Annotated in this window: 30 protein-coding genes; 11 read left to right on the top strand and 19 right to left on the bottom strand. The window is 53.5% G+C overall.

The window, feature by feature from the left end:
* Positions 1-42 precede the first annotated feature (42 nt).
* Positions 43-216, bottom strand: coding sequence for a hypothetical protein (locus ACR0NW_RS21190; protein WP_480452696.1), 174 nt, complete (start codon positions 214-216; stop codon positions 43-45).
* Positions 217-1,153: 937 nt separating this feature from the next.
* The gene (locus ACR0NW_RS21185) at positions 1,154-1,486 is read right to left on the bottom strand and encodes a YegP family protein (protein WP_480452697.1); all 333 of its coding nucleotides are present in this window, start codon (positions 1,484-1,486) and stop codon (positions 1,154-1,156) included.
* Between the two features lie 380 nt (positions 1,487-1,866).
* Between ACR0NW_RS21185 and ACR0NW_RS21180 the strand changes: the two genes are divergently transcribed.
* A complete protein-coding gene (locus tag ACR0NW_RS21180) occupies positions 1,867-2,829 on the top strand; it encodes a M48 family metalloprotease (protein WP_480452699.1) in 963 nt (320 codons plus the stop codon).
* Positions 2,830-3,092: 263 nt separating this feature from the next.
* Here the strand turns inward: ACR0NW_RS21180 and ACR0NW_RS21175 are convergent, their stop codons facing one another.
* Genes ACR0NW_RS21175 through ACR0NW_RS21155 form a run of 5 tightly spaced genes read right to left on the bottom strand, consistent with a single transcriptional unit; the run spans position 3,093 to position 6,441 of the window.
* Positions 3,093-3,773 carry an NAD-dependent epimerase/dehydratase family protein gene (locus ACR0NW_RS21175; protein ID WP_480452700.1) on the bottom strand — a complete coding sequence of 227 codons (681 nt, stop codon included), beginning with the start codon at positions 3,771-3,773 and terminating at the stop codon, positions 3,093-3,095.
* Positions 3,757-4,236 (bottom strand): SRPBCC family protein, encoded by a 480-nt coding sequence (locus ACR0NW_RS21170; protein WP_480452702.1) that lies wholly within the window; start codon positions 4,234-4,236, stop codon positions 3,757-3,759. Before ACR0NW_RS21170 ends, ACR0NW_RS21175 begins: the two co-directional genes overlap by 17 nt.
* A gap of 18 nt (positions 4,237-4,254) precedes the next feature.
* The gene (locus ACR0NW_RS21165) at positions 4,255-4,710 is read right to left on the bottom strand and encodes a hypothetical protein (RefSeq protein ID WP_480452703.1); all 456 of its coding nucleotides are present in this window, start codon (positions 4,708-4,710) and stop codon (positions 4,255-4,257) included.
* 5 nt (positions 4,711-4,715) lie between these two features.
* Positions 4,716-5,549 (bottom strand): oxidoreductase, encoded by an 834-nt coding sequence (locus tag ACR0NW_RS21160; protein ID WP_480452704.1) that lies wholly within the window; start codon positions 5,547-5,549, stop codon positions 4,716-4,718.
* A 10-nt stretch (positions 5,550-5,559) separates the two neighbouring features.
* Entirely contained in the window at positions 5,560-6,441 is an 882-nt protein-coding gene (locus ACR0NW_RS21155) for an oxidoreductase (RefSeq protein WP_480452705.1), read from the bottom strand.
* Positions 6,442-6,521: 80 nt separating this feature from the next.
* On the opposite strand from ACR0NW_RS21155, the gene ACR0NW_RS21150 reads away from it, so the two are divergent.
* From ACR0NW_RS21150 to ACR0NW_RS21140, 3 genes are all read left to right on the top strand, one after another.
* Positions 6,522-7,085: a TetR/AcrR family transcriptional regulator gene (locus tag ACR0NW_RS21150; protein WP_480452707.1), complete on the top strand. Its 564-nt coding sequence runs from the start codon at positions 6,522-6,524 to the stop codon at positions 7,083-7,085.
* Between the two features lie 105 nt (positions 7,086-7,190).
* Entirely contained in the window at positions 7,191-7,826 is a 636-nt protein-coding gene (locus ACR0NW_RS21145; RefSeq protein ID WP_480452709.1) for a tyrosine-type recombinase/integrase, read from the top strand.
* A 221-nt stretch (positions 7,827-8,047) separates the two neighbouring features.
* Positions 8,048-8,662, top strand: coding sequence for a pYEATS domain-containing protein (locus ACR0NW_RS21140; protein WP_480452711.1), 615 nt, complete (start codon positions 8,048-8,050; stop codon positions 8,660-8,662).
* A gap of 251 nt (positions 8,663-8,913) precedes the next feature.
* Here ACR0NW_RS21140 and ACR0NW_RS21135 read toward each other — a convergent pair whose 3' ends face one another.
* From ACR0NW_RS21135 to ACR0NW_RS21110, 6 genes are all read right to left on the bottom strand, one after another.
* Complete coding sequence (locus tag ACR0NW_RS21135) at positions 8,914-9,630, bottom strand: tetratricopeptide repeat protein (RefSeq protein WP_480452712.1); 717 nt, start codon at positions 9,628-9,630, stop codon at positions 8,914-8,916.
* A gap of 3 nt (positions 9,631-9,633) precedes the next feature.
* Complete coding sequence (locus ACR0NW_RS21130; RefSeq protein ID WP_480452713.1) at positions 9,634-10,113, bottom strand: hypothetical protein; 480 nt, start codon at positions 10,111-10,113, stop codon at positions 9,634-9,636.
* A gap of 60 nt (positions 10,114-10,173) precedes the next feature.
* A complete protein-coding gene (locus ACR0NW_RS21125) occupies positions 10,174-10,563 on the bottom strand; it encodes an adenylate/guanylate cyclase domain-containing protein (protein ID WP_480452715.1) in 390 nt (129 codons plus the stop codon).
* Complete coding sequence (locus ACR0NW_RS21120) at positions 10,560-10,694, bottom strand: hypothetical protein (protein WP_480452716.1); 135 nt, start codon at positions 10,692-10,694, stop codon at positions 10,560-10,562. The genes ACR0NW_RS21125 and ACR0NW_RS21120 overlap by 4 nt, the downstream gene beginning before the upstream one ends.
* Positions 10,695-11,397: 703 nt before the next feature.
* A complete protein-coding gene (locus ACR0NW_RS21115; protein ID WP_480452717.1) occupies positions 11,398-11,616 on the bottom strand; it encodes a GDCCVxC domain-containing (seleno)protein in 219 nt (72 codons plus the stop codon).
* A gap of 4 nt (positions 11,617-11,620) precedes the next feature.
* A complete protein-coding gene (locus tag ACR0NW_RS21110) occupies positions 11,621-11,944 on the bottom strand; it encodes a hypothetical protein (RefSeq protein ID WP_170651608.1) in 324 nt (107 codons plus the stop codon).
* Positions 11,945-12,043: 99 nt separating this feature from the next.
* Between ACR0NW_RS21110 and ACR0NW_RS21105 the strand changes: the two genes are divergently transcribed.
* On the top strand, positions 12,044-12,442 hold the full coding sequence (locus ACR0NW_RS21105; RefSeq protein WP_170651609.1) for a MerR family transcriptional regulator: 399 nt from the start codon (positions 12,044-12,046) through the stop codon (positions 12,440-12,442).
* Between the two features lie 366 nt (positions 12,443-12,808).
* Here the strand turns inward: ACR0NW_RS21105 and ACR0NW_RS21100 are convergent, their stop codons facing one another.
* Together ACR0NW_RS21100 and ACR0NW_RS21095 are read right to left on the bottom strand one after the other, a co-directional pair.
* Complete coding sequence (locus tag ACR0NW_RS21100) at positions 12,809-13,495, bottom strand: hypothetical protein (RefSeq protein WP_170651610.1); 687 nt, start codon at positions 13,493-13,495, stop codon at positions 12,809-12,811.
* Positions 13,488-13,967: an RNA polymerase sigma factor gene (locus ACR0NW_RS21095; RefSeq protein WP_480452719.1), complete on the bottom strand. Its 480-nt coding sequence runs from the start codon at positions 13,965-13,967 to the stop codon at positions 13,488-13,490. The genes ACR0NW_RS21100 and ACR0NW_RS21095 overlap by 8 nt, the downstream gene beginning before the upstream one ends.
* Positions 13,968-14,121: 154 nt before the next feature.
* On the opposite strand from ACR0NW_RS21095, the gene ACR0NW_RS21090 reads away from it, so the two are divergent.
* Both ACR0NW_RS21090 and ACR0NW_RS21085 read left to right on the top strand, forming a co-directional pair.
* The gene (locus ACR0NW_RS21090) at positions 14,122-14,595 is read left to right on the top strand and encodes a hypothetical protein (RefSeq protein WP_480452720.1); all 474 of its coding nucleotides are present in this window, start codon (positions 14,122-14,124) and stop codon (positions 14,593-14,595) included.
* Positions 14,596-14,963: 368 nt separating this feature from the next.
* Positions 14,964-15,635 carry a Fe2+-dependent dioxygenase gene (locus ACR0NW_RS21085; RefSeq protein ID WP_170651613.1) on the top strand — a complete coding sequence of 224 codons (672 nt, stop codon included), beginning with the start codon at positions 14,964-14,966 and terminating at the stop codon, positions 15,633-15,635.
* A gap of 450 nt (positions 15,636-16,085) precedes the next feature.
* On the opposite strand, the gene ACR0NW_RS21080 is transcribed toward ACR0NW_RS21085, so the two are convergent.
* The 3 genes from ACR0NW_RS21080 to ACR0NW_RS21070 form a co-directional block, all read right to left on the bottom strand.
* Positions 16,086-16,967 carry a cation diffusion facilitator family transporter gene (locus ACR0NW_RS21080; RefSeq protein WP_480452721.1) on the bottom strand — a complete coding sequence of 294 codons (882 nt, stop codon included), beginning with the start codon at positions 16,965-16,967 and terminating at the stop codon, positions 16,086-16,088.
* Between the two features lie 165 nt (positions 16,968-17,132).
* A complete protein-coding gene (locus ACR0NW_RS21075) occupies positions 17,133-18,041 on the bottom strand; it encodes a c-type cytochrome (RefSeq protein ID WP_480452723.1) in 909 nt (302 codons plus the stop codon).
* 13 nt (positions 18,042-18,054) lie between these two features.
* Positions 18,055-18,522, bottom strand: a complete 468-nt coding sequence (locus ACR0NW_RS21070; RefSeq protein ID WP_480452725.1) for a c-type cytochrome — start codon at positions 18,520-18,522, stop codon at positions 18,055-18,057.
* A gap of 86 nt (positions 18,523-18,608) precedes the next feature.
* Between ACR0NW_RS21070 and ACR0NW_RS21065 the strand changes: the two genes are divergently transcribed.
* From ACR0NW_RS21065 to ACR0NW_RS21050, 4 genes are all read left to right on the top strand, one after another.
* Complete coding sequence (locus ACR0NW_RS21065) at positions 18,609-19,454, top strand: LysR family transcriptional regulator (RefSeq protein WP_480452726.1); 846 nt, start codon at positions 18,609-18,611, stop codon at positions 19,452-19,454.
* A 722-nt stretch (positions 19,455-20,176) separates the two neighbouring features.
* Positions 20,177-21,469: a pyridoxal phosphate-dependent decarboxylase family protein gene (locus ACR0NW_RS21060; RefSeq protein WP_480791900.1), complete on the top strand. Its 1,293-nt coding sequence runs from the start codon at positions 20,177-20,179 to the stop codon at positions 21,467-21,469.
* A 22-nt stretch (positions 21,470-21,491) separates the two neighbouring features.
* A complete protein-coding gene (locus ACR0NW_RS21055) occupies positions 21,492-22,037 on the top strand; it encodes an amino acid synthesis family protein (protein WP_480452729.1) in 546 nt (181 codons plus the stop codon).
* 7 nt (positions 22,038-22,044) lie between these two features.
* Positions 22,045-23,250: a M20 family metallopeptidase gene (locus ACR0NW_RS21050; protein ID WP_480452731.1), complete on the top strand. Its 1,206-nt coding sequence runs from the start codon at positions 22,045-22,047 to the stop codon at positions 23,248-23,250.
* 473 nt (positions 23,251-23,723) lie between these two features.
* On the opposite strand, the gene ACR0NW_RS21045 is transcribed toward ACR0NW_RS21050, so the two are convergent.
* The gene (locus tag ACR0NW_RS21045) at positions 23,724-24,977 is read right to left on the bottom strand and encodes a D-amino acid dehydrogenase (protein WP_480452733.1); all 1,254 of its coding nucleotides are present in this window, start codon (positions 24,975-24,977) and stop codon (positions 23,724-23,726) included.
* Between the last annotated feature and the right edge of the window lie 18 nt (positions 24,978-24,995).

The raw sequence follows: 24,995 nt of genomic DNA, 5'->3' as shown, positions 1-24,995 counted from the left end.
GATCGTGGCTCGGCCCGGTTCTGTCGCAAACTTTTTGGATGGTTAAGCATCATTGAAATTGGTGGGCAGTTTAGCCTGCCAGAACCCGGGATGGGCGGCGACGGTGCGGGCCAGCAGGTCGGGGATGGTCAGATCCCATAGCGGCGCAGAGGCGTCGCCCGCCACATGGGACAGGTTGTTGGCGGGCGCGCGGCCCGGCGTTTGCGTTTCCGTCATGTCTTTTCCCCCCGTTTGGTCTTTGTCCCGAGATCGCCGGCCAACCGTTCCAACAGGCCTGCTGCGCCCCCCGATGCAATGCGCAGCACCAGGATCATGCCGCGGAGCATGGTCACTTCAATGGCCAATCTGAGTCGAGAGTGTCTCACTACAATGTGTTGGTGCGACTCGATGTAGTTTTCGCATATCCGGTCTGGATGAGGATCAGTTTGGATAACATCAAACCGGTGCGGGACTGGGTGAATGAAACAGAGTCGCGGGAAGGCGTCTCTTAGTCGTTTGTTGCGACAGATGATCTGTCGATTTTGCCACAGAAGCTAGTCCCAACTGACCGGGAGTGAGCATAGAGCAGATCTTGCCGTCAAGCTAGGGTGCTGCAACTTCAGTAGATGGCTCGCGGCCCAATCCTGTCATTCGGAACCGTATCGCAATGCTGCGGTCGTAGCCCACTTTCTGGACATTCGCAGCGAAAGCAAAACCAGGGAACACACGGACTCACAGATCGCATAAAAAACGGCCATTTGTTACCCTATGCACGAACCACAGGTGATAGTGATTTACTCATGCTGCTGAGACTACGTCTATGGCATCGCGGACTGTTTTCAAGCTCCTCCTTTGGAATGCCACCAAACGCGAGCTGCAACGCCTGTGGGACAGCTTTAGTTGTCGCAAAAGGCTCTGCACCGGATGCTAAAATACCAAGTTCCTTCAAGCGTGTGACCACTGGTTCGGCTCGAATGCCTTTTTCGAGTGGCACCCAGGTAAAACCTGCATTGGGATGCGCGAGGATAGGCATCTGGAAATCTCTGAGGAAATACGAGCATTCGCGGCTCGCAAAACGAAGAAGAAAAAAGCCACTCCAACGGGGCGGCTTTTTTGTTTCGACCGCGCAGACCGCCAAGCACGTTGCTCAGCCAAAAGCTTAGCTTTTGTTAGGTCAAGTCAGGTCTTCGATACGTGCGTCTGGTGCATTTCTTTTAACGGATTCAACACCGTTGTCCCGAGCAGACGCGCTGGTGTAGCTCTCACTGGTGCCGATCACCTGCCCGTTGCTGGCCTTCAGGTTGAACATATACCCACCTGCTTTGGTTTCTTGGCGCTCGTATCTATCATCATTTGGTGCATTCGTTTTTACCGACGCAATGCCGTTCTCAGCGCTTGCTTTTTGCACGTAGCCTTCACTAGCCAAGATAATCTCGCCATTTCCGGCTTTGAGCCGAAATCGGAACTCTCCGGCCTTGTCTTCAAAGATTTCAAATTTCTCAGCCATGTGCTTTACCTCTTTGCCATTGAACAATAATTCACGACGACGTTGCTATGTTCTCCGGTCGGCAACAAGGGAAAAAACCATCGCCAAAAGGGTTTCCAAGTAGATGACTGTGAATGTCACATTGGTGTCATTTTGACACCTTTTTCTTGACGTGAGGCTCAGGCAGTTCAGGGAGGGGGGCATCGGGTGCCAATTCATCCGAAATAACACGCCCAAGTCACTTCAAATGACTATCACAACCAACCAACAGAGGCCCGTTTGAACACCTTTTCGATTCTTCTTTCACTTTGTCTCGTACTGCCCGTGGGATCAGATCTTCTAGCTGAGAACTCTAGTTCTCAAATTTTGCTTACTAATGAAATTGTCGAGCACGGTGGAGGATGCCGAAGAGATTCACCGCCGGGCAAATGCTGCCACGCTGGAAAGCAACCATACCACTGCCACTAATCCGATCAGACAACCCAGAAAAACACATGCTATTCTCTCGTAAAACCAAATTAATTTCCATCATCGCCGGGCTCGCCGCGTTGTCAGCCTGCGGAACAACCTATCAAGTCACAGAGCTTTCAGAGACTCATCAAGCCGAGGCAAAGGCGATGTTTGCTCAGGAACATAACCCGCAAACGACCACGACCGGAAGACGGCTATCTCCAAAGCAGGCCATCAGCCAATTCAATAGGGTGGTGCGTCGCGTTGAACCGGTAGCGGAAAATTTCTGCCGCCAGAATTCTCAAGATCGCAAGACGTTTGATTGCGATGTTTTGATCAGGGTCGACACAAAGGCCGAAGAACGCAACGCTTTCCAAACCTACAACAAAGAGGGCCAGCCGCTTGTCGTGTTTACGTTGCTAATGATAGCCGACGCCCGCAACGAAGACGAACTGGCTTTTGTCATGGGGCACGAAGTTGGTCATCACCTTGCCCAGCACATAGAAAAGCAGCAACAGCAGGCGGTCGCCGGTGCACTAATTCTAGGAGCTTTGGCTGCTGCCGGGTCCAGCCCTTACGTGGATCCAAGCATAAACCAGGCGAATATCGAGAATGCGGTGAATCTGGGGATGAAAGTCGGCAACAAGGCCTTCAGCCAGACCTATGAACTCGAGTCCGACGTCATTGGAACATATATCGCCAAAACTGCAGGCTATGATCCTGTCAGGGGTGCCAAGTTCTTCGCACGCCCCGAGAACCTAAAATCAGCCGACGGTCAGCTGAGTTTCTGGGGAACACATCCGCCAGATGATAAACGTATCGCCGTGGTACTGGCAACGGTGGACAAGATGGAGAGCACTGGGTCAAAAACCCTTGAACGAGTGGAGCGCAAGAGGCCGGCCTCCCCAGATTGATCCTTCTTTGACGACACCATGAGAACCCCTACCCCACCCTTTCGGCGGGGTAGTGAATATCGAATTCAGCGTAAGCGCCGGCTTCGTTTTCCTCAAGATCAGAGTGCGGTGCTGCCAGCTTCGCCTATTGAGAGCGGCCCCAACCGGACATCCAGCCAAACTAAGATTGCTGCACCGCGGCTTCTGCGAAACGGACATTGATCCAGACTGAGTAAGAGCGGTTGGGAATACTGACGAGCTTGTTTGATGGCGCCATGGCGAACTCATCCAAGCAGTTCTCGTATCTCACCATTTTCGAGTACGGCACTATCACGAGGCTCGCGCATGGCTGTTTCCAGCATTGCACGAGCCAGTTCGTCGGAGGTCACTCCGATTGTCGGCATAAGCCTTTGGAGCGGCTTGAAGACATAATCTGCTGGTTTCCAATTGCTCCTCGGCCCGGAAGGCGCAATGTAACCCGGACGGAAAGCGAACTTCCGTTCGAGGACGGAGGCGAACAGTGCGCTCTCTGCCTCGCCCTTGATCTTCAATGCAAACGACATGCCGCCACCGTCGGGTCGAGCACCTTGGGCCGAAAACAAACAGAACGTGGCATTTGGGGAGACCTTTTCGCAGGCGAAGAGCAAAGCACTTAGCCATTCAACGGTGATTTCCTCGTATTCCGCACGGCTGACGCGCGAGGAATAGGTGGCTAGGCAATGGAAGACCGTATCGATACCAATCAAGTGAGTTTCGATTGCCTCAGCATCGCCGAACGATGAGAAATTTGTTTCGCTCAGCTTGGCGTGATCTCGGCCCGACGGTCTGCGCCCAAGCGAGACAACCTCTTGCGTGCTATCCTCGTTCAGTAAGGCAGAGAGAACCGATGACCCCACCATCCCGGTCGCACCGGTCAGCAGAACCCGCTCAAGTGGTCGCGTTGTCTTGTCAGATGGATTGGGCACGACGTTCTGCCTCAGCCTTCAAGCCGCGATTGAAGGCCTTGTAGCCGCCCACGTACATCTTTGCCAAACGACCGCCCATCAGGAACGTGATGCCCCCCATAATCTCGTCGGATTGCACGAAGCGGGTTGTCCCATCTTCTAGAGGCTCGACCTGGAAATGATGGTTGTCGCGAATGCCGCCTGGTCCCTTCTCGGCCCAATAGAACTGCGTTCCGTCCACGACTGTGATTGTGTGATCCAACGTAGTCAGCTTCTCCTTTGACGCATCAAGTTGAAAGTCGACGGTGATCTTCGAACCGTCCTTGATCTCACCCTTGATACCGACGAGAAACGCAGCCCAGTTCCCGTAGTTGGCCGTGTCAGTCAGTACCGACCATACCACCTCTGGCGGCGCATCGATCACGATGTCGGTGTGAATCCTGTGATGCGAGAAGCTCACCTTTTTCGATGATCCGTTTTCCATGGCTTTCTTCCTTACGTCTCAGGCACTGATTGGCGACGGGCCATCCCTGCCCTGAACTGTGATCCTCCCGAACCGATCCCGCATGCGCTTGGATCGGAAGAGATAGATCGAGATGATGATGTAGTTGATGCACTCCTGAATAAAGTTCCGGTAGCGATCCGGGCTTTCCAGCATATCGAATGTCTGTACCGCACACATGGTGGCAAGCGCGGTGAACATGACCAGCATGGCAATCGGCGTGAAGCTCCAGCGCAGGGCGTATCCCAAGAGAAACATAGCGCCGGAGGCGGTGATCAATATCCAATGAAGAGTCTGCATGCCCGCTGGGAAGGTTTCGTTTTGCAGCGGCATGAGCGGGGCCAGTCCGGTGAAATACTCAAGTAAGCCAAGCAGTCCCCAGCCGAGCATGACAACCGATGCCAGCACGACCAGATACTCGAAGCCTTGCGAGATACGGTCCATGATTGTCGTCATCGCCGTCACCCCAACATCCGCATCATGAACCGATCGAACATGCGGTCGCTCAGGATGCGACGGAAGAAAATGGCCTGCCTGACGCCGACACCGGCGGCGTAGCGGGTTTTGGGCTTCGGAGCCTGGATTGCACCAACGATGACGTTGGCAATCACGCTGGGGGGAGAGGCCGTGCCTTTCTCCACGCCCATGTTGCGGAACCAATCCGCCATCTTGTTCGCAATGGCGCTATATGGGCCGTTACCAGAGGTCTCTAGTAGCGGATCGATGAACCCGCTCGTGATCTCCGTATCGATGGCACCTGGCCGAACGACGGCAACGTCGATCCCGAATTGCGAAGTCTCCGTTCGGAGGCAATCGCTGAACCCTTCGAGGGCAAATTTACTTGAGACGTACCAGGCTGCCAAAGGTGCGTGCACCTTGCTCTCGCCGGACGACACATTGATGATTTTGCCCCACCCCTGCTGGCGCATATGCGGCAGGACCAATTGGGTCAGGCGGCCAAGCCCGAAGAAATTGACGTCGAACTGATAGCGAGCCTTGTCGATGTCCGTTTCCTCGACCGACCCATAGACAGACAGGCCGGCATTGTTGACGAGGATGTCGACGCCGCCATGGTCGCGCTCGATCTGTTCGACTACAGCGACAACGTCCTCCTCCTTGGTCACGTCCATCTTGATCGGGATGCATCCAAGCGCTTTCAGGTCGTCCATGATCTCGACCCGGCGCGCAACTGGATAGACCACATGCCCTTTCTTGACGAGCGCTTCTGCGGTGGCCTTGCCGATACCGCTGGACGTGCCGGTCACAAGGGCAACTCTCTTTTCATTGTTGTTCATGGCTTCGCCCTCAAACAGCAAATGTTTGACCGGTCATCTTTTCCGAGAGCAACCAGAGACGCTTGGCCACATCATGATCGTCGCAGATCGGATTGCGGATCGCGACGCCGGTCACCCCGCTCATCTCCTCAGGGCCCGTAGGTCCGTAGTAATCCCCACCCTCGACCTCCTCAGACAGGGCGGCGAACAGAGACGGTTTGGCAGCGTTTTCGTTGGAATGCAGCAGTTGTTCGACTTGCGCCTTCATCGCCTCACGCGAGGCGTCATCTAGGTCCTGGAACAGGCCGGAATCGGAACCGCCCGGGTGCACCGTCAGCGACTTCAGAACCTTGCTGGACGCCCGAAGGTGGCGGTCCAGCTCGTCGCCGAACAGAAGGCAGGCAAGCTTCGACTGTCCATAGGCCAAACCAGGGTCTTGGCCACAGGTCAGATCATCGAAGTGAATGCTCGCGCCCTTGTGCGCAATGCTCGACAGCGAAACGATCCGCGATGCTGGGTTATCCGTGATCAGGTCGATCAGAAGAGCGGTGAGAAGGAAATGCCCGAGATGGTTGGTGGCGAATTGGAGATCGACGCCTTCCACGTTTGATTGCACTGAGTAAAGCAGAATACCTGCGTTGTTTATCAGCACGTCGAGTTTTGCATAGCGGGCACGAAACGCCTCAGCAAAAGCACGGACCGAAGCGAGATCGCTCAGGTCCAGCAAGATGATGTCGAGTGATGCAGATGGAACTCGCGCGAGGACCCCCACTTTGGCAGCTTCGGCTTTATCCTGGCTACGGCAGGCCATGACGACGTGAAAATCGGCCTTGGCCATGCCGACAGATGTTTCAAATCCAATGCCGTTGTTTGCACCGGTGACGATAGCGATTCTTCGAGATTGTGCAGACATATCAGTTCCTGACGGATTGACAGTTGATGTATGATTGTCATCATATTGACACTCAGCGTTCATTTGTCAATATGTAAATCATGGAAGATCGCTACGCATACATCATCGAGGCCGCGAAAGGCCTGTTTCTCCGCTACGGGGTGAAGCGAACCGGCATGAACGATATTGCCGAGGCCGCGGGCATTTCTCGCCAGACACTCTACAAGGCATTTGCCAATAAGGATGAAGTGTTACAGGCTACGATACGGTCCCTGGCGGACAAGGTTGTCCTGGATATCGAGGCCGGACTGGACAAGGTCTCCGGTCTTGGCGCGCAACTGGATCTCATTTTCAAACACACCGTCATTGAGCACTATGACTTCCTGCAGTCCTCGCCCAATGCCGAGGACATCATTGCGGGCGTGACAGCCTCCAGTCAGGAAGAGCTTGAGGCAGGCGCACAGAGAAACACCGAGATCATTGCAGGTGTTCTGGAACCCTTCTCCGGAAGTATCGAGAAGTGCGATCTGACCGTCAGCCAGTTTGCCGATTTCGTTCAACGATCAGCGACAGCCGCAAAATACGCTGCCAAGAGCAGAAGGCACCTGCTTGAGCTTCTGGCGGCGCTTCGAGCGTCCGCGCTAATGGTGACGGGTGCCGATTAAGGCGCATGGAGCGACCCACACTAGTGGCGTGGGATGTTATGGTAGATTTTACAAGTCAACGTCGGGTTGTCGTGTGGGAGGACATGGCGGATCGGAGGATCAGTCATGGAACCTGCACCAAACTTACCAGCAATACGTGCACTTCGCCCAGCCTGGAACAAAGGCCGCATAGTCGGCCAAAAGAGACCGCTGAAGCCTAAGCATGTCTGGGCAATTCGCGTACGGCTTGAATTGGCCGAAAACCATCGAGACCTTGCTTTGTTCAATATGGCGATCGACAGCAAACTGCGCGGTTGTGATTTGGTCAAAATGAAGGTCGCCGATGTCATGGCATCGGGGCAGATCAAAGAACGCGCTTCGGTTCTGCAAAGCAAGACGCAGAAGCCAGTACGGTTCGAAATCTCCGAAGGCACACGTACATCTGTTGAGAAATGGATGGAAGACGAGCTTATGGTCGGCTCAGAGTACCTCTGGCCAGGTCGGTTTCATGAGCGCTTGTACATCTCTACACGGCAATATGCGCGGATCGTCCGGGACTGGGTTACATCGATCGGGCTCGAGGCAAATGCCTACGGTACGCACTCAATGAGGCGAACGAAGGTTACTCAGATCTACAAGAAAACTGGGAACTTACGAGCCGTTCAGCTATTACAGGGCCACACAAAGATGGACAGCACAGTCCGATATCTCGGGATTGAGCTCGAAGACGTTCTGGCTATCGCAGAAGCCATTGAAATCTAGATGTTCTGGGCCGTCTTCTCAGGCGGCCCACAGCCGACATTCGACTGAAAAGCTCCGACGCTGCGTTGCGGCTGCCACAAAGGAGACATTCCCCTGCTATCCAACTTTACATAAGGTGCAATTGGGCGACTACTTAGGCCTGCCTCAGAGCTATCGGAAGTTGACTCGATAAGCATGGCGCTTGCACATTGCATCCAGCGTAATTTGATAGAGAGATTTCCATGGAGGGTTCCAATTTTTGGGATGTATTGTCAGCTTTGGCCTGGCCCGCGGCGATTGCTGCGTTGTTCCTGTTTTATCGCTCCAACCTTACAAGACTCATTGATGCGTTTACATCAAAGTTCGAGCGGGCAGCGGATATCAAATTAGGGAGCATCGAGCTAAAAGGAGCCAGGCTAGACCCGTCACCAGATGCGCCAGAAGTGGCAATCGACGGAAATGACTATTCCAGAGAAAAGGCTAGTGAAGCTGATCGTTCAGAGCGCGACAAACTCTACAACGCAACGCGTTCGCTAATGCTGGTGCACCGCATCCGTCCATCAGAAAAGAAGGGACAGGAATTTGATATTTCCATTTTCTTGGTCCGCAAAGTATCGAAAGATAACACCACTGCCCGCTTCAACGATGTCGATTATGTCGAATATTATCTCGGGCGTTGGTTTGGTGGCAAACCGCACGGATCAAAATTCGTAGTGCGCACGCCTGACAATGGTTTCGCCATGACTACATCTGCCTATGGTAGCCCATTATGCGTTGCTAAAATCCACTTTCACGATGGCGAAGTCGCGGAGACCTATAGATACTTGGACTTTGAAATGAAAGAAGTGTTTGGATAGCACGGCCCATACCTGCCGATCAGCAGGCAGCGCAAATGCCGTGGTGGGCTCGTCAAACCGGACTTGCGCCGCGAGCGCAAAATCTGGAGGTTGCCGAACTCACAGCCTGAGCAGACAAACCTGCCATTGGCGCGAAACTCTGAAGATCCGATTTGATTGCATTGCCGACGTTGGGGCTATGACGGCGTTGTGCCATAAGCGGAAGTCGGCTTTGGTCAGCAGTGCCTCAAAACTCTAGCAGATTGTATAGCCTATTCAGGCATGCCGCCCGCACGCAAGCCGTCGAGTATCACATCGAGATGTCTCCTGCATTTGAATCGCAGGAGCTCTTCGTATAGCGAGACCGTCGCTCCCGGGGCGATCTCCAACAACCTCTCAACCGCGGCAACACTATCCCGCGGGCGGCCGAGTTGGCTCGATGCCGCAGCCAAAACGAGTTGGGTAGTGTCCCAGCCCGGGTTAAGAGCCATTGACTTGCCCGCCATTTCCGATGCCTGTTCAGGTTGGTCGGACAGCAGCAGCGCCATCGCAGTGCCGGTAAGAGCGAAATAACTGTCGGGATCGGTTGGGCTCAGTCGAAGTGCGCGCTGGAAGCAAGTCAGGGCGATGTCCGGCCTACCGGCGAAGGTGTTGGCCCAACCCGCAAACATCGAAATCGGCGCCGTATTCGGGATTATGGAGAGGGCGCGATCGATCGTGGTCAGACCTACGTCATAGTCTCGGTCAACCACCAACAGGACGAAACCGGCTGTAGCCAGCGCATTGGCATCGTCGCTGTTGGTGGCAACCGCGCGACGGGCCAATGCGACGCTTGTCGCCGCGTCGGAGACCTGGGTCGTTTCCCACCCCCGCGTCAGACGCTGTTCGTAACACCAAGCGACATTTGCGAGCGCGGGTGCATAGTTTGGGTCATGTTCGATGGCTTCGTTTAGCAGACGTAAGGCTTCGCTGTTTTCGTCTGGTTGCATGGCTTAGGCATGGGGTAGAGCTCGAAGATAGAGGTCATACGCATCGAGGTTTTCCGGCGGAATCCTTCGCGACCGTTCGATCTCGGCCTTACGCAGCGTCGGCCCTATCGCGCCAACCACACTTTCAGTGATTTGATCTTGCAGATCGAACACATCTTCGACGCTGCCATCAAAGTTGTCCGCCCACAGGTGAGCACCGCTAGCGCCCTCAATCAGCTGACCGGTGATGCGAATACGACCACCCGCCTTGCGCACAGTCCCTTCCAACAGATAGCGAACACCAAGTTCCTTGGAGACCTGCCTTACGTCCACGGATCGGCCCTTGTAGGTAAAGCTGGAGTTGCGTGCGATGACGAACAACTGGTCGAGCCGGGAAAGCGCCGTAATGATGTCCTCGACCATTCCATCTGCGAAATACTCTTGCTCTGGATCGCCACTCATGTTGTTGAACGGCAGAACGGCGATGGATGGCTTACTCGGCAATGGCCGCTCAGGCTCGGTTGACGCAGATACTACAGATGTACCACCAACACCTGACTTCACTCAGAACACCCTAACCGGTCGAGCAATATTCTTGACCTCTACCTCGCCCAAGTCTTCCAGTGCAATCTCCATGCGGTCGCGGATCTGGTCGCGGACTGCGCGGGAGAGGCAGATACCGCCCTGTTCAGACAAAGCCTCCAGCCGTGCGGCGACGTTGACGCCGTCGCCGAGCAAATCTTCGCCCTCGGCAACCACGTCACCAACATTGATGCCTACGCGGAACTGTATTTGCTGGTTCTCTGCAATTTCAGCATTGCGCTCACCCATGCCAGATTGAATCTCCAGCATGCAGCGAACTGCGTCAACGACGCTCGGAAACTCGACCAAGAGGCTATCGCCCGCCGTATTGGCGATGCGACCCTCATGCTCAGCAATTTTCGGATCGATCAACTCAGCGCGGTGCGCGCGAAGCGAAGCGAAGCCAATGTTCCTTCCTCATCGGCACCAATCAAGCGGCTAAATTCCACCACATCCGCTGCCACGATCGTCGTGAGTTTTCGTTTTGTTGCGTCTCCAGACATGTCCCCTCCCAAAAATAGGTATATACGAAACTCGGCTGGACCGACAACGCGATTGGAATGAAACAACATGGGCGCTGCTGGAAAACACTGATGGATTTTAGCGGAAACCTTAGGCTGAGGCCGCTTTGGTCATGCGTGACGTCGGTGGGACTCAGGTCTACCTCTTATTCTCGTCGGTCACAGCACGGCGGCAATCAGCGCATCCCGGATCTGGTGCAATACGGGCTTACTCCCGCTTTGGGTCACAAGTACCCGTAGCGCGCGCTCTGAGCGCCTTGTTAACACTGATGGCTGCCGTTCGAATACAACGCAGCATCTGTCAGTTGGTGCTCATTGCCGACCTCGGAAGCCGTGCAGTATCGGGCCGAAAAACCAGACTCTCTCAGATAATGACAGCCCATTGCAGACATTGACCACCCTCTCTTGGCGCTGCGGTTGCAGCCCGCTTTCCTTACATTCGCTGCAGGCACAAATCTAACTCTCTGCAAACTCACGGGTTGCGGACTTTGTTGCCATTAGCCATAGCGCAGAGATTTGTGAGATCGATGGCCGCGATGCGCAAAAAGCGGGCTTTGCAAAGCTGGGCGTGTGGCCCACACCAGTAGTTCATCAAACCTGCGTCGAACGGCTGGTTTGGGCCAAGAATTTGATGCTGTATTCCCTTTGTATTGCCCACAGTCAAAGAAATCGACCCATACCAAAACTATCCGCAACAACAGTCGCCTAGCTGAATTGGAGGACACGGAACGGTAGCGTAGGAACAAAAAACACAGCAATCGCCTTCTAAAGGTTTCAAGACTGACTTGCATGATTTGCATTCATAAAACCACTGGCACGAGTCGGCTGGCATTCTTTCGGTTTCAACGTGTCCACAATCAGGGCAGGTCAAAGTGCTATCGAGCACCACAGTTCGTTTTGTCATTGTCTCACATCTGCATGATTAATAAATCGTTGATTTGAGCCTCATTGAACACGATGACCCATGCCAACGCGGTAATCGCCGTGCTTCCAACAAGCCACCATTTCAGATTTACCAATGTCCCGTTTCGATGCGATACGAACCACGAAACCGCGACCAGCGCTGTTGAGATGGCGAGAATATAGTAGCTTGCCGTCGCTATTTTTCCGAATACCGCCAACCAACTGCCACCCATGCCCAGCAACATCAGGGCCATTGGAAGAACACAGCATGTTGCGACCCCCAGAGCGGAAACCGATCCCAAGTAGCTGAGGGTCACATACTTCTTCATCTTTCGCTCCCCGGGTAGGCGATTTGATTGTGTTGAGGCACTGGCATTCAGAGCGTATAACTCCTGTAGTAACTACAGGATCAAGTGGAGGCGCTTCACATGATTGCGATAGGTGAGGCTTCCCGGCAAAGTGGAGTCGGCATAGAAACCATCCGCTACTACGAACGCGAAGGTATCGTACCAAGACCCGCACGAGCTCTGAACAATCGTCGTCTCTATTCAGCGAGCGATGTGGGAAGACTTCGATTTTTGAAGAAATGCCGCGACTTGGGGTTTCCTCTAACTGACGCAAAGGCGCTTTTGGAACTGTCAGAAGGAAGTGCCGAAGACTGCCGGTCAGTGAAAGAATTGGCCGAGGCACACATTGCCAGCGTTCGAAGCAAGATTGATGAGCTTAGACACCTCGAGCACGCCTTGAGTGAGCTTACGGCCAATTGTGATAGTGGTAACGTTCACTGCCCGATGCTGCAAAGACTGAGAACGATAGATGATATCTGACTCCGGCCACTGGGCGGAAGCTCAGTATCCGAGATTTAGCCAGATCACGTCAGACCAAGGTCTGTGGTGCGGTAACAGATTGTAGTTCGTAGTCGATATCACGATGAGAGCGAAAGTAACTGACCTGACGATTGGCAATTGGTCGTTGTCGCGAGTCTTTCTTGCGACCAGCATTTTCGTGATGGGTACTGCTACCGGAGTCGTCGAAGTCTGGGTTTCGATTCGAAACCAGAACGCAGTCTTGCAAAACCCTGCCAACTCTGCAGCGCATTATATGGAACGCGTGGTAACAACCAACTGGCTTGGCTTAAGAACGGAAGCGCTCAAGATGCTTAGAATGCAAACAATCAGGATGGCGTGCACGGCCTATTCAGTTTTACGATCAACGGCTGACAGGATCACGTTATCTTCAATTGGTCCATCGATTACCGTTTGCACTCGCGTCCAGTTGCTGGTGTCATTTTCACGGCAAGCGATAGCCTGACGTTCAAAGTCGTTCAGGCCAATTTTGACGCGCTCAGAAAACCTGCGACACCAATGCCCGGAGGTGCTTCTGTAGGTCTCTTTCGGTTGAACCACGGCCACGAAATCCAGATTTGGATCGTTGACCTCGAATGCTTCTCCGCTCAGGTAACTTTCCAGACCTTCCTGAATTGCATTTGCTAAAGTTGCCTCACGTTGAGCTGATAGAGAATCAACAGTTTGTTCCCAGCGAGTGATCCGCCAATGGCTCCATGCCGTTCCCAAGCCAATTGCCGCGATCAGACAGGCCACCAGTAATGATACCTTGTGCTGGCCATGGCCAAATCTGCTCCAGCGCCGCACCCTGGTGTGTTTTGTGGATGTGGCTGAAGCAATGTCGCCTGATATCTCGAACGCGAGTTCTAGATCCATTGCAGCCCGCACGACAGCGTTTTGCTTGCGCATATCTCGAATTCGTTGGGCAACATCCGAGTCTTCTTGTTCGGCTTGCAAAATCTCCAGTTCTTCGGTGGGGCTGCATTCGCCGTCCACGAACCGAAAAAGAGCTTCTTCGTTCAGAATATCATTCATCCTGAAACCTCCTTATTGCCGCACGCGCGCGAAAGAGACGACTTGTAACTGTGCCAACGGAAACTTCAAGAATTTCAGCTGTTTCGGCATAACTGTGGCCCTCAACGGATATCAAAACAAGTACAGACTGTTGCTCGGGCGGTAAGTTGCGGACGAAATTCAACACGGATATCAGATCCGTATTCGCCTCTGCTCCGCCTTGTATCCATGTTTGAGTCCCATTTAGCGATTGTTGGTACCTTTTTCGGACAGACGAACGGCGAAGGTTGCTCACGTGTAGGTTTTGCGCGATTTTGTAGATCCAGCTGTCGAAGCGGGTTCCTGGTGTCCACATATCCTGTTTGCTCAGTGCGACGGTTACGGCTTCCTGCGCCAGATCGTCTCCATCTGACACATTTCCGGTCAGAGATCTTGAGAACCTCCGGATTTTTGGCAGTGTTTCGATCAAGATATCTGAAAAATCTTCGCTCATACGTGAAACCGGCGCAGGGTGTTATGATCTAGACAACGCGCGTTGGCTTGTTTTCTTCCTTAGGCCACTGAAAAAAATTTGGATAGTTTGGATTAAAACAGAGAGGATAATCGTTGTTAATTTCAAAGACACATTTTGAATAGGCTGGCAAAAAATGTCGTATGATAAAGAAAACCAAAAACACTGGTCTTCTGGCAAGGCCCTCTCTGTAAGTGCTTTGGCCACCGCACTGATTGTCGCAGGTCCGGGCTGCCTACCAACAATCACAGGCGATATCGGTGCTGGTATGGCTTTTGCGAAAGACAGCGGTGAAGGCGGCGAGAGCGGCGGCAGCGGTGAAGGCGGCGAGAGCGGCGGCAGCGGTGAAGGCGGCGAGAACGGCGGCAGCGGTGAAGGCGGCGAGAGCGGCGGCAGCGGTGAAGGCGGCGAGAGCGGCGGAAGCGGTGAAGGTGGTGAGAGCGGCGAAAGCGGTGAAGGTGGTGAGAGCGGCGAAAGTGGTGAGAGCGGCGAAAGTGGTGAGAGCGGCGAAAGCGGCGAAAGTGGTGAGAGCGGGATTTCTTCAGAACGAGAAGGTGGTGGTTTAAGCCGGTCACAAGAGGCTGATATGATTTCTAAAGGTTGGAACTAGAAGAGTGGCTTTTATCAACCGAGTATTTGTACTGTTCCCGTTGGTACTTTGTGCCTGCGATGGCGGCGTGACGACGCCCACACGGAACGAGAGTTCGTTTTACGCTGGTCTTAGTACCGCTGAAACTCAAATTCCGATGGGCACATTTCAAAAGTCGCTGGAGACGAAAGTCAGCGGACAAATTCTCGCGTGGAAGCTTACATCTGGCGCTTCCGGAACGATTGTTCCTACAGCAACGTGGAAATCAACGACTGATCATTGGTGCCGAAGCTTCAGAGAAACAATCACGTTACCAGCAAATGGTCAAAGAAACCGGTCGGGAACGGCCTGTCGTGTGGATGAAAAGTGGAAAATAGTGGAAAGTTAGTGTGCTAGAGACAATCCCTGCGATTATTAGCGAGACCACCCGAAAAGAGTTGGTCGAGTGCATTCAAAACACGACGTTTGTCGATGGCCGTGCAACGGCCGGCAAACGGGCGGCACGGGTCAAGAAAAACGAGCAACTTGGCGATAGCGACCCGTCAATTAAGGCAGAATTACAAGCCAAGATTTTGAAAGCCCTAAAGGCCAGTGATCGGTTTCAGCGCTTTGCCTTTCCTAACAAAATAGCAACTCCATTGATCAGTCGTTATGGTCCGGGAATGGAGTATGGGCTGCATGTCGACAATGCCGTGATGTCAAATGGTGCTATCCGTACCGATCTATCCGTTACTCTGTTTCTCAATGATCCAGCAGACTATGATGGTGGAGAGCTAGAGATTTTCTCCGGATACGGTCCAGTGAAGGTGAAATTGCCCGCCGGCGCGGCTGTGATCTATCCATCATCAACGCTCCATCGGGTACTTCCAGTTACCCGAGGCGAAAGGTTGGCTGCGGTGACATGGGTCGAAAGTCAGATACGTGATCCCGCTCGCCGAGAAGTTCTTTTTGACATTGGGCAGGCGCGCAGCCGACTTGAAAATGATGTGCCTTCAGCTGAAGAGACGGACCGTGCCAACCGCGCCTACACTAATCTTCTAAGGATGTGGGTCGGAACTTAGCCTGTACGACGTTATCGCAGTTGATCGAACAGATCGTGCCCTACCTGCACAATTGAAGGTAGCTCTGTCAGGCCCGCGTTCCAATTTGCTGCACACATGTAATAAGCTAAAGTCAGGCTATTGAGTTTGATGCACTTCCCATTTCTGTTTGGAATACACCACATGATAGGTCTGACCTCCAATAAGTAGGCGACCATGGGCATTAAACGCTGGCACATAAGTCGTCGACGCAATCAACGAAGCCAACGCAGCGGTACTAAGAAATTGACCCAACTTTCTTTGAATTTTCATTTTCGCCTCCAATTTTGATCGTCACGCTTCGCGACATTGCAGACAGGTTATTTCTGGTTCGGATTTCCCACATCGGGCTTAGGTCTGACGAATTTCAAGCCGAACGTCTTAGTCAGATTAGTCAAACCGGTAGTGTTTTTGCAGAGTTAATTGACAAGTTTAGTGGGAGTTAACCCCGACACCCTTCAATTCGTCATCAGGTTCGAGGTGAATGACAAAGACAGAACCTGGATACAAACGATCCAGTTCTTCCTCGATGTCATTGCATATATCGTGCGCTGCGCTGACTGACATTGTGCCGTCCACAACAAGATGAAACTCGACGAAGATGACATTTGCAGATCTGCGCCCTTTGAGGTCGTGGTACTCTAAAGCTGCGCCGAGATTTGCTTCGATTGCGTTGGAAACGGTCTGCAAGTCATGATCCGAAAGTGTCACATCCATCAGGCCATCGACGGATGCCCGAATAACTTTCCAGCCCTCCCACAAGATGTTCAGCGCAACAAGAATTGCCAGAATCGGGTCGAGGATCAACCAGCCTGTGGCAAGCGCCAGTATCAGACCTGCGATCACACCAACTGAAGTCATAACATCCGTAAATATGTGCCGGGAGTTTGCCTCCAAAGCAGGCGAACCCTCGCGCCTGCCGATTTTGAGCAATAGGTAGGCCCATGCGCCATTCACACCCGTTGCAATGACATTGACGACGATTCCAAGCAGCGGCGCATCCTCAAGATGCGGGTTTGGGAGTGCCAGCACAGCTTCTCTGATGATCAAGAACGCCGCCAGCACAATTAGTACGCCCTCGACGACGGCAGAAAGATACTCGGCTTTTTTGTGACCAAAGGGGTGGTTTTCATCAGGGGGTTTATTGGCAACCCGAACTGCGAAGTATGCCAGCAACGCCGCAACGACATTCACGGTGGATTCCATTGCGTCCGACAACATCGCCACCGAGCCTGTCAGCCACCAAGCCAACAGTTTCAGAGCCAGTACCGCAATAGATATCGGAATGGACCAAAGAGCGATTTTTTGTGTCATTCGGCCGCGACCCTCAGTCAATCATGAACAGAAACTCGGGTGATTGATGAGCTCCGATGTTCAAAAACGTAAAACAGGTGTTTGGTGAAAAGGGAATAGGCCTCACGGCTTCCTGCCGGCGACCGACGACAGCATCTGGTCCCTCTGCATGGCGCCAAACGACTGTTACTCTGATGGAAGCCCCGTCAACGAAACAGGAACCGCCTTGAGATAGGCGGCAATCGCCAAACGGTCCTCATCCGAGAGGCGTGATGTGTTCTCGATGACCTCCGCCATCTCACCACCTGCGCTGTCATAATCCGGAGTGAAGCCAGACTTAAGGTACTCGGCGATGTCAGCCTCGGACCAATCAAGTTGGTCTGAGGTCAGCCCTGGGATGCGCCCCTTTCCGCCGGGGTTAGGTGCGCCTGTGAGCCAGAGATCGCGTTTCAGACCCCCTAACCCGTTGCGTGGTGTATGGCATTCAGCGCAGTGTCCAAGTGCCTCCACTAAATTCCGGCCGTGTCTTTGTTGGTCGGTCAGATCACCTTCGACCACCCAGCCTGGCGACATGAACAAAAGCTTCCATCCGCCCAATCCGCGTCGAATGTTGAAGGGAAAGCCAACCTCATGCACCTCGCTTTCGGCTGCGGTCGCTGGCAGCGTGCCGAGAAATGCGTGAAGCGAAACGACGTCGTTCGCCGACATGTTGGTGTAAGATGTATAGGGAAACGCTGGAAAATAGTGCTGTCCTTCGGGTCCTGTCCCATGGATCAAGGCATTGGCCAGATCAAGGGCAGACCAGGACCCAATACCAACTTCTGGGTCACTGGAAATGTTGGGGGCAATGAACGTGCCGAATTCCGTCTCAAATCGGCGACCACCGGAGAGCATGAGCTTGTCCTCACCAACCGCATCCGGCGCTGAATGACAGGATGCACATCCCGCGGCGTGGAACACGATTTCACCTCTGGCGAGATCTGGGTTCAAACCGTCGAGTTGAGACTGATCCATTCTTTGTGGACGGGTCAGCACCAAACCGGCCAACCCAAACACAAGTGCAAAGAAAGCGGTGAAAAGGAAAACCCGCTTCACAGCTATCTACCAATTAGTCTTTCGGTGCTCTGTACGCTTTGTGACATGCAGAACAGCTTCCACCCAGATCGCCCATTGCCGCTTTCAGGGCATCAACATCTTGACCAGCCGCAGCCTGCATCGCAACAGCTGCGTCTGCCATGGCTTGCCCTTTCGCGCCCACGTCAGGGAAGTTTTCCCAGATTGCCGGCAGGGCTCGGGTCGACGGATCGGACACATTGTCAGATCCCTGGGGCCACATCGCGGATTGGTCGATCTGCGTTAGCACAACAAGGTTGTTTGCAGCCCGTGTTGCGGCCTCGGCATCATAATCTACCTCTCCCTTGGCCATGCCGCCAAGTGTTCCAAGATTGAAGGCGTAGAGCTGCATGATTGAGGTCCGAGCTTTCACAGCCGGGTTTTCGCCTTCGTGGGCGATGGCAGCGCCAATTGCAGCCACTGATAAAATACCGGCCGCAATGATCGAAATTTTCTGCATCATGGTGTGTCTCCCTGTTCAATACTCCGAATGCTATCTTGAACGAATTTACTTGTAATTGTTTGTTATTGGTCGTCACCTGTTAATTTATGAACAACGAAAATTGGGATGATATTCGGTACGCACTAGCCGTTAGCAAATACGGTTCGGTAAACGCGGCGGCGGCGGCCCTGGGCGTTACGCATGCCACAGTCTTGCGCAGAGTGGCCGCATTCGAAGAGCGCAATGGCTGCCGGATTTTTCAAAAAAACCCGTCAGGATATTCCGTTCTGCCCGAAGCTAGTGCGATCTTTTCGGCCATGGAAAGCGTCGAAGACGCTGTGCTGTCGGTGGAGCGAGCGGTTGTCGGGGCAAACCGGTCTCCTATGGGTCACGTGCGAATTACGTCTACCGATAGTCTTTGTCAGATCGTTCTCCCTCGCATCCTAAACGAGATCTCACTTCTTTACTCAGGCTTGAAATTGACTCTGCTGAGCCAAAACAGCCACCATCATCTTTCCAGACTGACGGCAGACATTGCTGTGCGCCCATCGGTAAAGCTCGGGGAAGGGCTAGTAGGGCAGCGTGCAGGAACGCTGTCCTTCGGCGTCTTTGACGACGGTTTCCCAAATCGCAAATGGATGAGGCTTGATGGGGCGTTAAGCCGTTCACTTCCTGCTAAATGGCTAGAGGCGAATGTGAGCGCCGATGAAATGACCAACGGAGCAGACAGTTTTCTGGTGCTACAGCAGATGGCGGCCTCAGGAGCGGGTAAAACCTTTCTACCCTCATTTTTTGGCGACGTGGATACCCGGCTTAAACGGTCGCAGGACGTGTGTCCTAAGATTGAGGTTCCGCTGTGGGTCGCGACGTTAGAAGAAATCGCGCAAACCCCAAGGTTTGCAGTTGTTCAAAGGGCATTAGTTGAACGCATATCTAAAGCGCTAGGTAAGTAGTCTAATGCAACAGAGATTTTCGAGTTCTCGCATTGTTTGATTCTCAAAATTTGCAAAGTTCAGTCGGAATTGTCCACTTTGGGCTGCGATTTGCCGAATGCAAGTGCAGCATGCCTTTAACTTTGCATGGTAGGTCTGGGCTCTTCGCAGCCATTAGATCGGTCGCAGCATGTTCACCTACCCGGATTCCCCCGCCCAACAGAGACGGCCCAAACCGGTCATTGAGCTTTGCTATCCGATGCTGCGGCGCGGCCCGTCGAACCTGCCGTTCGCTGCGTGCGCGAAACTTGAGACCGATCGAACTCACGGTTTGCGGACAAAGTTGCATTTCGCTGTGCCTACCTGCCCCACTCTCTCAAGTTGTCGACAATTAAATACACGGAAGAAGCGCTAACTGCCTGACCTGAATTGCTCCACCGTTTACGTGGAAGACGATGGATTGAGAATTGAAGCAAAGGCCACCGCTTAAAGTTGACGCGAACACTGTATGGCAATGAGATAACGCAGGTTTGTGAAACAGATATCACGAAATGTCGTAGCGATAACATAGCCCGACCAGCGACGGTTCACCTAACAACAGTCAAACCAAATCAGATGGAATTAGTCGCAGACCACAATGCGCGGGAAAAATCGCAGGGTTCAATCAAGCTGAAAAAACTTGGCCAAGGCCAAAATCTTCCGGTTTGACGATTCTGGCCACTACCAACCAAATAGAGCCACTCATGGATACATCATCAAGAGGGCAGCGCATGTCTCAGCACCGCAATCAGATTGGTTTCCCGCAAATTGGCAAGCCTGCCAAGGATATCCTCGACGCGATGGACGCGGCACGGGTTGGAGATTGGGATTGGTTCTCTCTCAAAAACCTGACCGCCTCTTACTATGGCGGAAGTGACGTAGCCGACGTTGCCAAGGACGCTTTTGTCAAACATATCGGTGACAACGTCGTTCACCAAACCGGTCTGCATCCGTCGGTTCGGAAGTACGAAACCGAAGTGATCGAGATGGTGAAAGAGCTCTTTCATGCCCCTGAGAATGCAGCAGCGACCATCACGACCGGTGGGTCGGAATCCATCATCCTGGCCCTGAAAACTGCGCGCGACCGGGCGCGTGAGCTCAAAGGGATCACCAAACCCAATATCATCGTGCCGCAGTCGGCCTATGCCGTCTTCAACAAATTGAGCCACTTCCTGGATATCGACGTCATCCAGATGGACGAAAGCCCCGACTACCGGGCTAACGTGGCTGGCATGAAAGCGGCCATCAACGAAAAAACCATCATGTTGGTGGGGTCCTGCCCGCCGTTCCCTCTGGGCGTTGTGGACCCGATCGAAGAGATCGCAGCCATTGCCCAGGAGCATGATCTGTGGATGCATGTGGATGCCTGCATCGGGGGCTTCATGCTGCCGTTCGCTAAGGAACTGGGCTACGACGTCCCGAACTTTGACTTCTCGGTACCCGGTGTGACCTCTATGTCAGCAGACTTCCACAAATACGGGTACAGCTATCGCGGGTGTTCGATCCTGGTCCTGCGTGATGCGGATCTGGTAAACTGGCAGGGTTTCGAGGTCGCGAACTGGAACGCGGGTGACTATTACTCGAAGAACACAGCCGGCTCGCGCAACTCGGGTCCGATCGCTTCGGCCTGGGCCGTGTTCAACTACCTTGGCCGCGAAGGGTTTCTGCGCGTCACAGCCGAAGTTATCAAAGGTCGCGAGGCGTTCTGCAATGGGATCAACGCCATCGATGAACTGGAGATTCTGGGTACACCCCAAGGCCCCCACTTTGCCTTCAAGGCCGACGGGCTGAACATTCTTGCCATTGCGGATGGTCTTATGGATCGCGGATGGGCGATCAATATCGGTAGCAAACCGGACGCCATTCTGCTGATGGTATCTTGCCACCACCATGAAATTGCCGACGATTTCCTGAGCGACCTGCGAGACGTGGTCGAAGCAGTCAAATCCGGAGAGATCAAGGCAAAGGGCGAAGAAGAGGTTTACGGAATCTACTGATGTGCTCAAGGGAGGGTATGTGATGGAAATTCGCAAACTGGCTGTTTACGCGGAAACCGTAATCACTGAGGCTGGGAAGCCTAATGCACAGGAGGTCACGCGCGTGGCGGCAGCGGGCGTGATAGCAAACCCTTTCTCCGGCACATTCCAAGAGGACCTGAGCCAGCTTTTCGATTTTGGTGGCTTGCTTGGGGAAAGGCTGGTTCAGGCCGCCCTGCCGCATCTGCCGCGTGCCGCAGTGTCTTACGGGAAGGCTACCATCGTTGGCGTGAACGGCGATATCGAGCACGGTCACGCCATGTTGCACCCAAAGCTGGGAAAGGCCATGCGCGATCCTATTGGCGGCGGCGCTGCGCTGATCCCGTCAGCAGCAAAGGTCGCCGCGGCTGGTGCAGTGCTGGATGTACCACTCGGCCATAAGGATGATGCCTGGTCATTCGATCATTTTGATACAATCAGCCTGTCTGTTCCCGACAGCCCTCGGCCTGACGAAATCATGATGGTCATAGCGCTTGCCGATGGCAGTCGTATCAATCCGCGTGTTGGCAAGACGCGCGCCGAAATCTGAGGACACAATGACTCCTGACAGAGATCGTCTCGCACAAACGCTTATTGAACTTGTCCGAATTCGGAGTGTGAATCCATTTGATGAAAGCGCCAAGGAAGGTTTCCGCGAACAAGAAATGTCGGATGATTTGCTGTCCCGGTTTCGGACCTTGGGCATGGAAACAGGCTGGCGTCAGGTTGCACCCGGGCGACCCAATGTTTGGGGTCGATTAAAGGGAAACGGCGACGGGCCGACCATTATGCTTGCGGCTCATATGGATACGGTTGGAACGGTAGGTTACGAAGCGGCATTTGAAGCAGAGCTGAAAGATGGCCAGATCAATGGTCGTGGATCTTGCGACATGAAAGCCGCATTAGCCTGCTATTTCGAAGTCGTTCACTTGCTGCGCGAGAACGACATCACATTGCCGGGCGATTTGATTATCGCTGGAATCGTCGATGAAGAGCATTTGCTGACCGGCTCTGCCGAGATGGGTGAAAATGGCCCCAGTGCGGACTTTGGGATTATCGGAGAGCCATCGAAGTTGGCGATTTGTCCGGCGCACAAAGGTCAGCTATGTGCCAAGATCTACACCAGCGGTGTGGCCACACATTCGTCGCGACCGGAGAAAGGTGTCAACGCTGTCGAACATATGGGCGCAGTCATTCAACATCTGTCGGGGTTGAACGTAGAGCTTCAAGAAAAAGGACCATCTCACTCTTTGTGCGGTAGCGGTCGGTTTTCGATGAACGTCATCCGTGGTGGAACTTTTGCTTCTGGAATTCCGGATCAGTGCGAAATGGAGGTTGACCGTCGCTTCCTGCCCGGTGAGGACATAGATGATATTCTGAATGACTATCGCGCGCGTTTGGCTGAATTGAGCAAGATTATTCCGGATTTTCGGGCTGAAGTCATCGGACCAACACTGCTGGCGCGAGCCTTGGATGTGCCCTTAGATTCACCCCTCGTCGAGGCAATTTCAGGTGCGGCAAAAGCAACACTTAAATGCGAACCCCAGATCACTGCGTTCCCTGGCGGCACAGACGCGCCTAACCTTGGGTTTCCTTGTGTGATCTGCGGCCCAGGGGATCTGGCGCAGGCGCACAGTACGGATGAGTATGTTGAGCTGGAAGAAATGGTGCGGGCGACTGAGATTTATCTGAGAACGGTTTTGTCTTTGAACGGTTTTGAGAGCGCCAAAGTGAACGGCTTTTTTAGTCAAGTTTGCGTTTGATCGACTTCTCGCAGATTGCGCGACTTCAGCCGAAAAGTGGCATATAAATCAGTCAGTTGTTCGGAAGCCTGCCGTCGCCATTGAGCTATGCAGCCCTTGTGTAGACTGAACAACCGTTGAAAGCCGCGCACCGTTTTGTTGGAACTCCAAGCTGCGATATAGGTGTCCAAGATGACCAACGTTCGGCAAGTACGCCGCAAATAATCAACAAGCCTCAAGATTGTGGAAACGTTGGATTCGGTTGCAATTTATCGGGATGGTGAGTGCCTCTCGCACTCACCTTTTTCAAACTGCAGGCCCATCAAATGGCCGAACTTGCAAAAGAAAGCGGTCGGGTAATTGTCCCGGTAGTAGAGGTAATTGGCTGCTGCGACACTGGCTACAACAAGCGAAACTACAAGCAGCCGCCGTTTCTTTTCCAACTTCAACCACCGTTTTCTGATGAAGCTCTGCGGAAAAAACTCAGGCCAATGTCATGCATATCGGTTTGCCTCGAGCCCTTCGAACGAAATGTCGGGCTGGCGCTCAACGACCAGGTCCGCAACGGCACGGCTTGAGCCACAGGCCATTGTCCAGCCAAGCGTTCCGTGTCCAGTGTTCAGAAATAAGTTCTTGAGTTTTGTGCGCCCCAATACGGGTGTCCCATCCGGTGTCATTGGGCGCAGCCCGGTCCAGTTTTCGATTTTGGTCTGGTCGCCGCCATCGGGGAAAAGGTCATTCACGACATAGCGCACCGCATCGGTCGCGTGTCTGCCGAGTTTCTTGTTGAACCCGATGATTTCCGCCTGACCGGCAACACGGATGCGGTCGCCAAGCCGTGTCAACGCAACCTTATAGGTCTCATCCATGATTGTGGATTGCGGTGCCGCGCCAGGGTCTTTCACCGGCAAGGTGATGGAATAGCCTTTCACCGGATAGATCGGCAGATGAATGCCCAGGTCTTTCAACAAGACGGCGGAATAGGGGCCAAGGCAGCAGACAAACCCGTCCCCTTCAAACGAGCCATTCTCTGTCAGAACGGATGTAATCTGATTGTTGCGGGTTTCGAAGCCCTTGATCGTTTCATTGTACCGGAACTTGACACCCATTTTTTCGGCTTTGGCGGCAAGGGCTGAGGTAAATTTCCGGCAATCGCCAGTGCGGTCGGACGTTAGTTGCAAACCACCGACAATTTTCTCCGCGACATTGGCCAAGCCCGGTTCTGCGGCGATACAGGCATCGCGATCCAGAACCTCAAACGGTGAGGCAAATTCACGCAGAACGTCCTGATCAACCTTTGACGCCTCAAGCTGTTTTTCGGTCCGGAACAGTTGCAGTGTTCCGAGGTTTCGCTGGTCGAAATCGATTGGAACGTCTTTCAACAGATCCGTCAGTGCGTCTCTGCTATAGCTCGACACCCGCACCATGCGGCTTTTGTTGATGCGATAGGATTCCTCGTTGCAATTGCGCAGCATCTGCAATCCCCATGCCCACATAGACGGGCTGAGCAAGGGCCAGATTGTCAAAGGCCGGTGCCGCATCAGCAACCATTTCATGGCTTTCTTGGGAATTCCCGGCGCGGCCCATGGGGAGGACATTCCGTATGAAAGCTCACCAGCGTTTGCAAAGCTTGTTTCAAGACCGGCTTCCCGCTGCCGGTCAATGACCGTGACATCAATGCTCTGCTTTGCCAGATAATATGCTGTGGTGACGCCGATGACACCCGCACCGAGTACGATGACTTTCATTCGCTTAAGCTTTCACTG

The organism is Ruegeria sp. CF5, assembly GCF_056537325.1.
The sequence above is the reverse complement of the archived record's forward strand: the minus strand, read 5'-3'. Positions and strand labels throughout refer to the sequence as shown.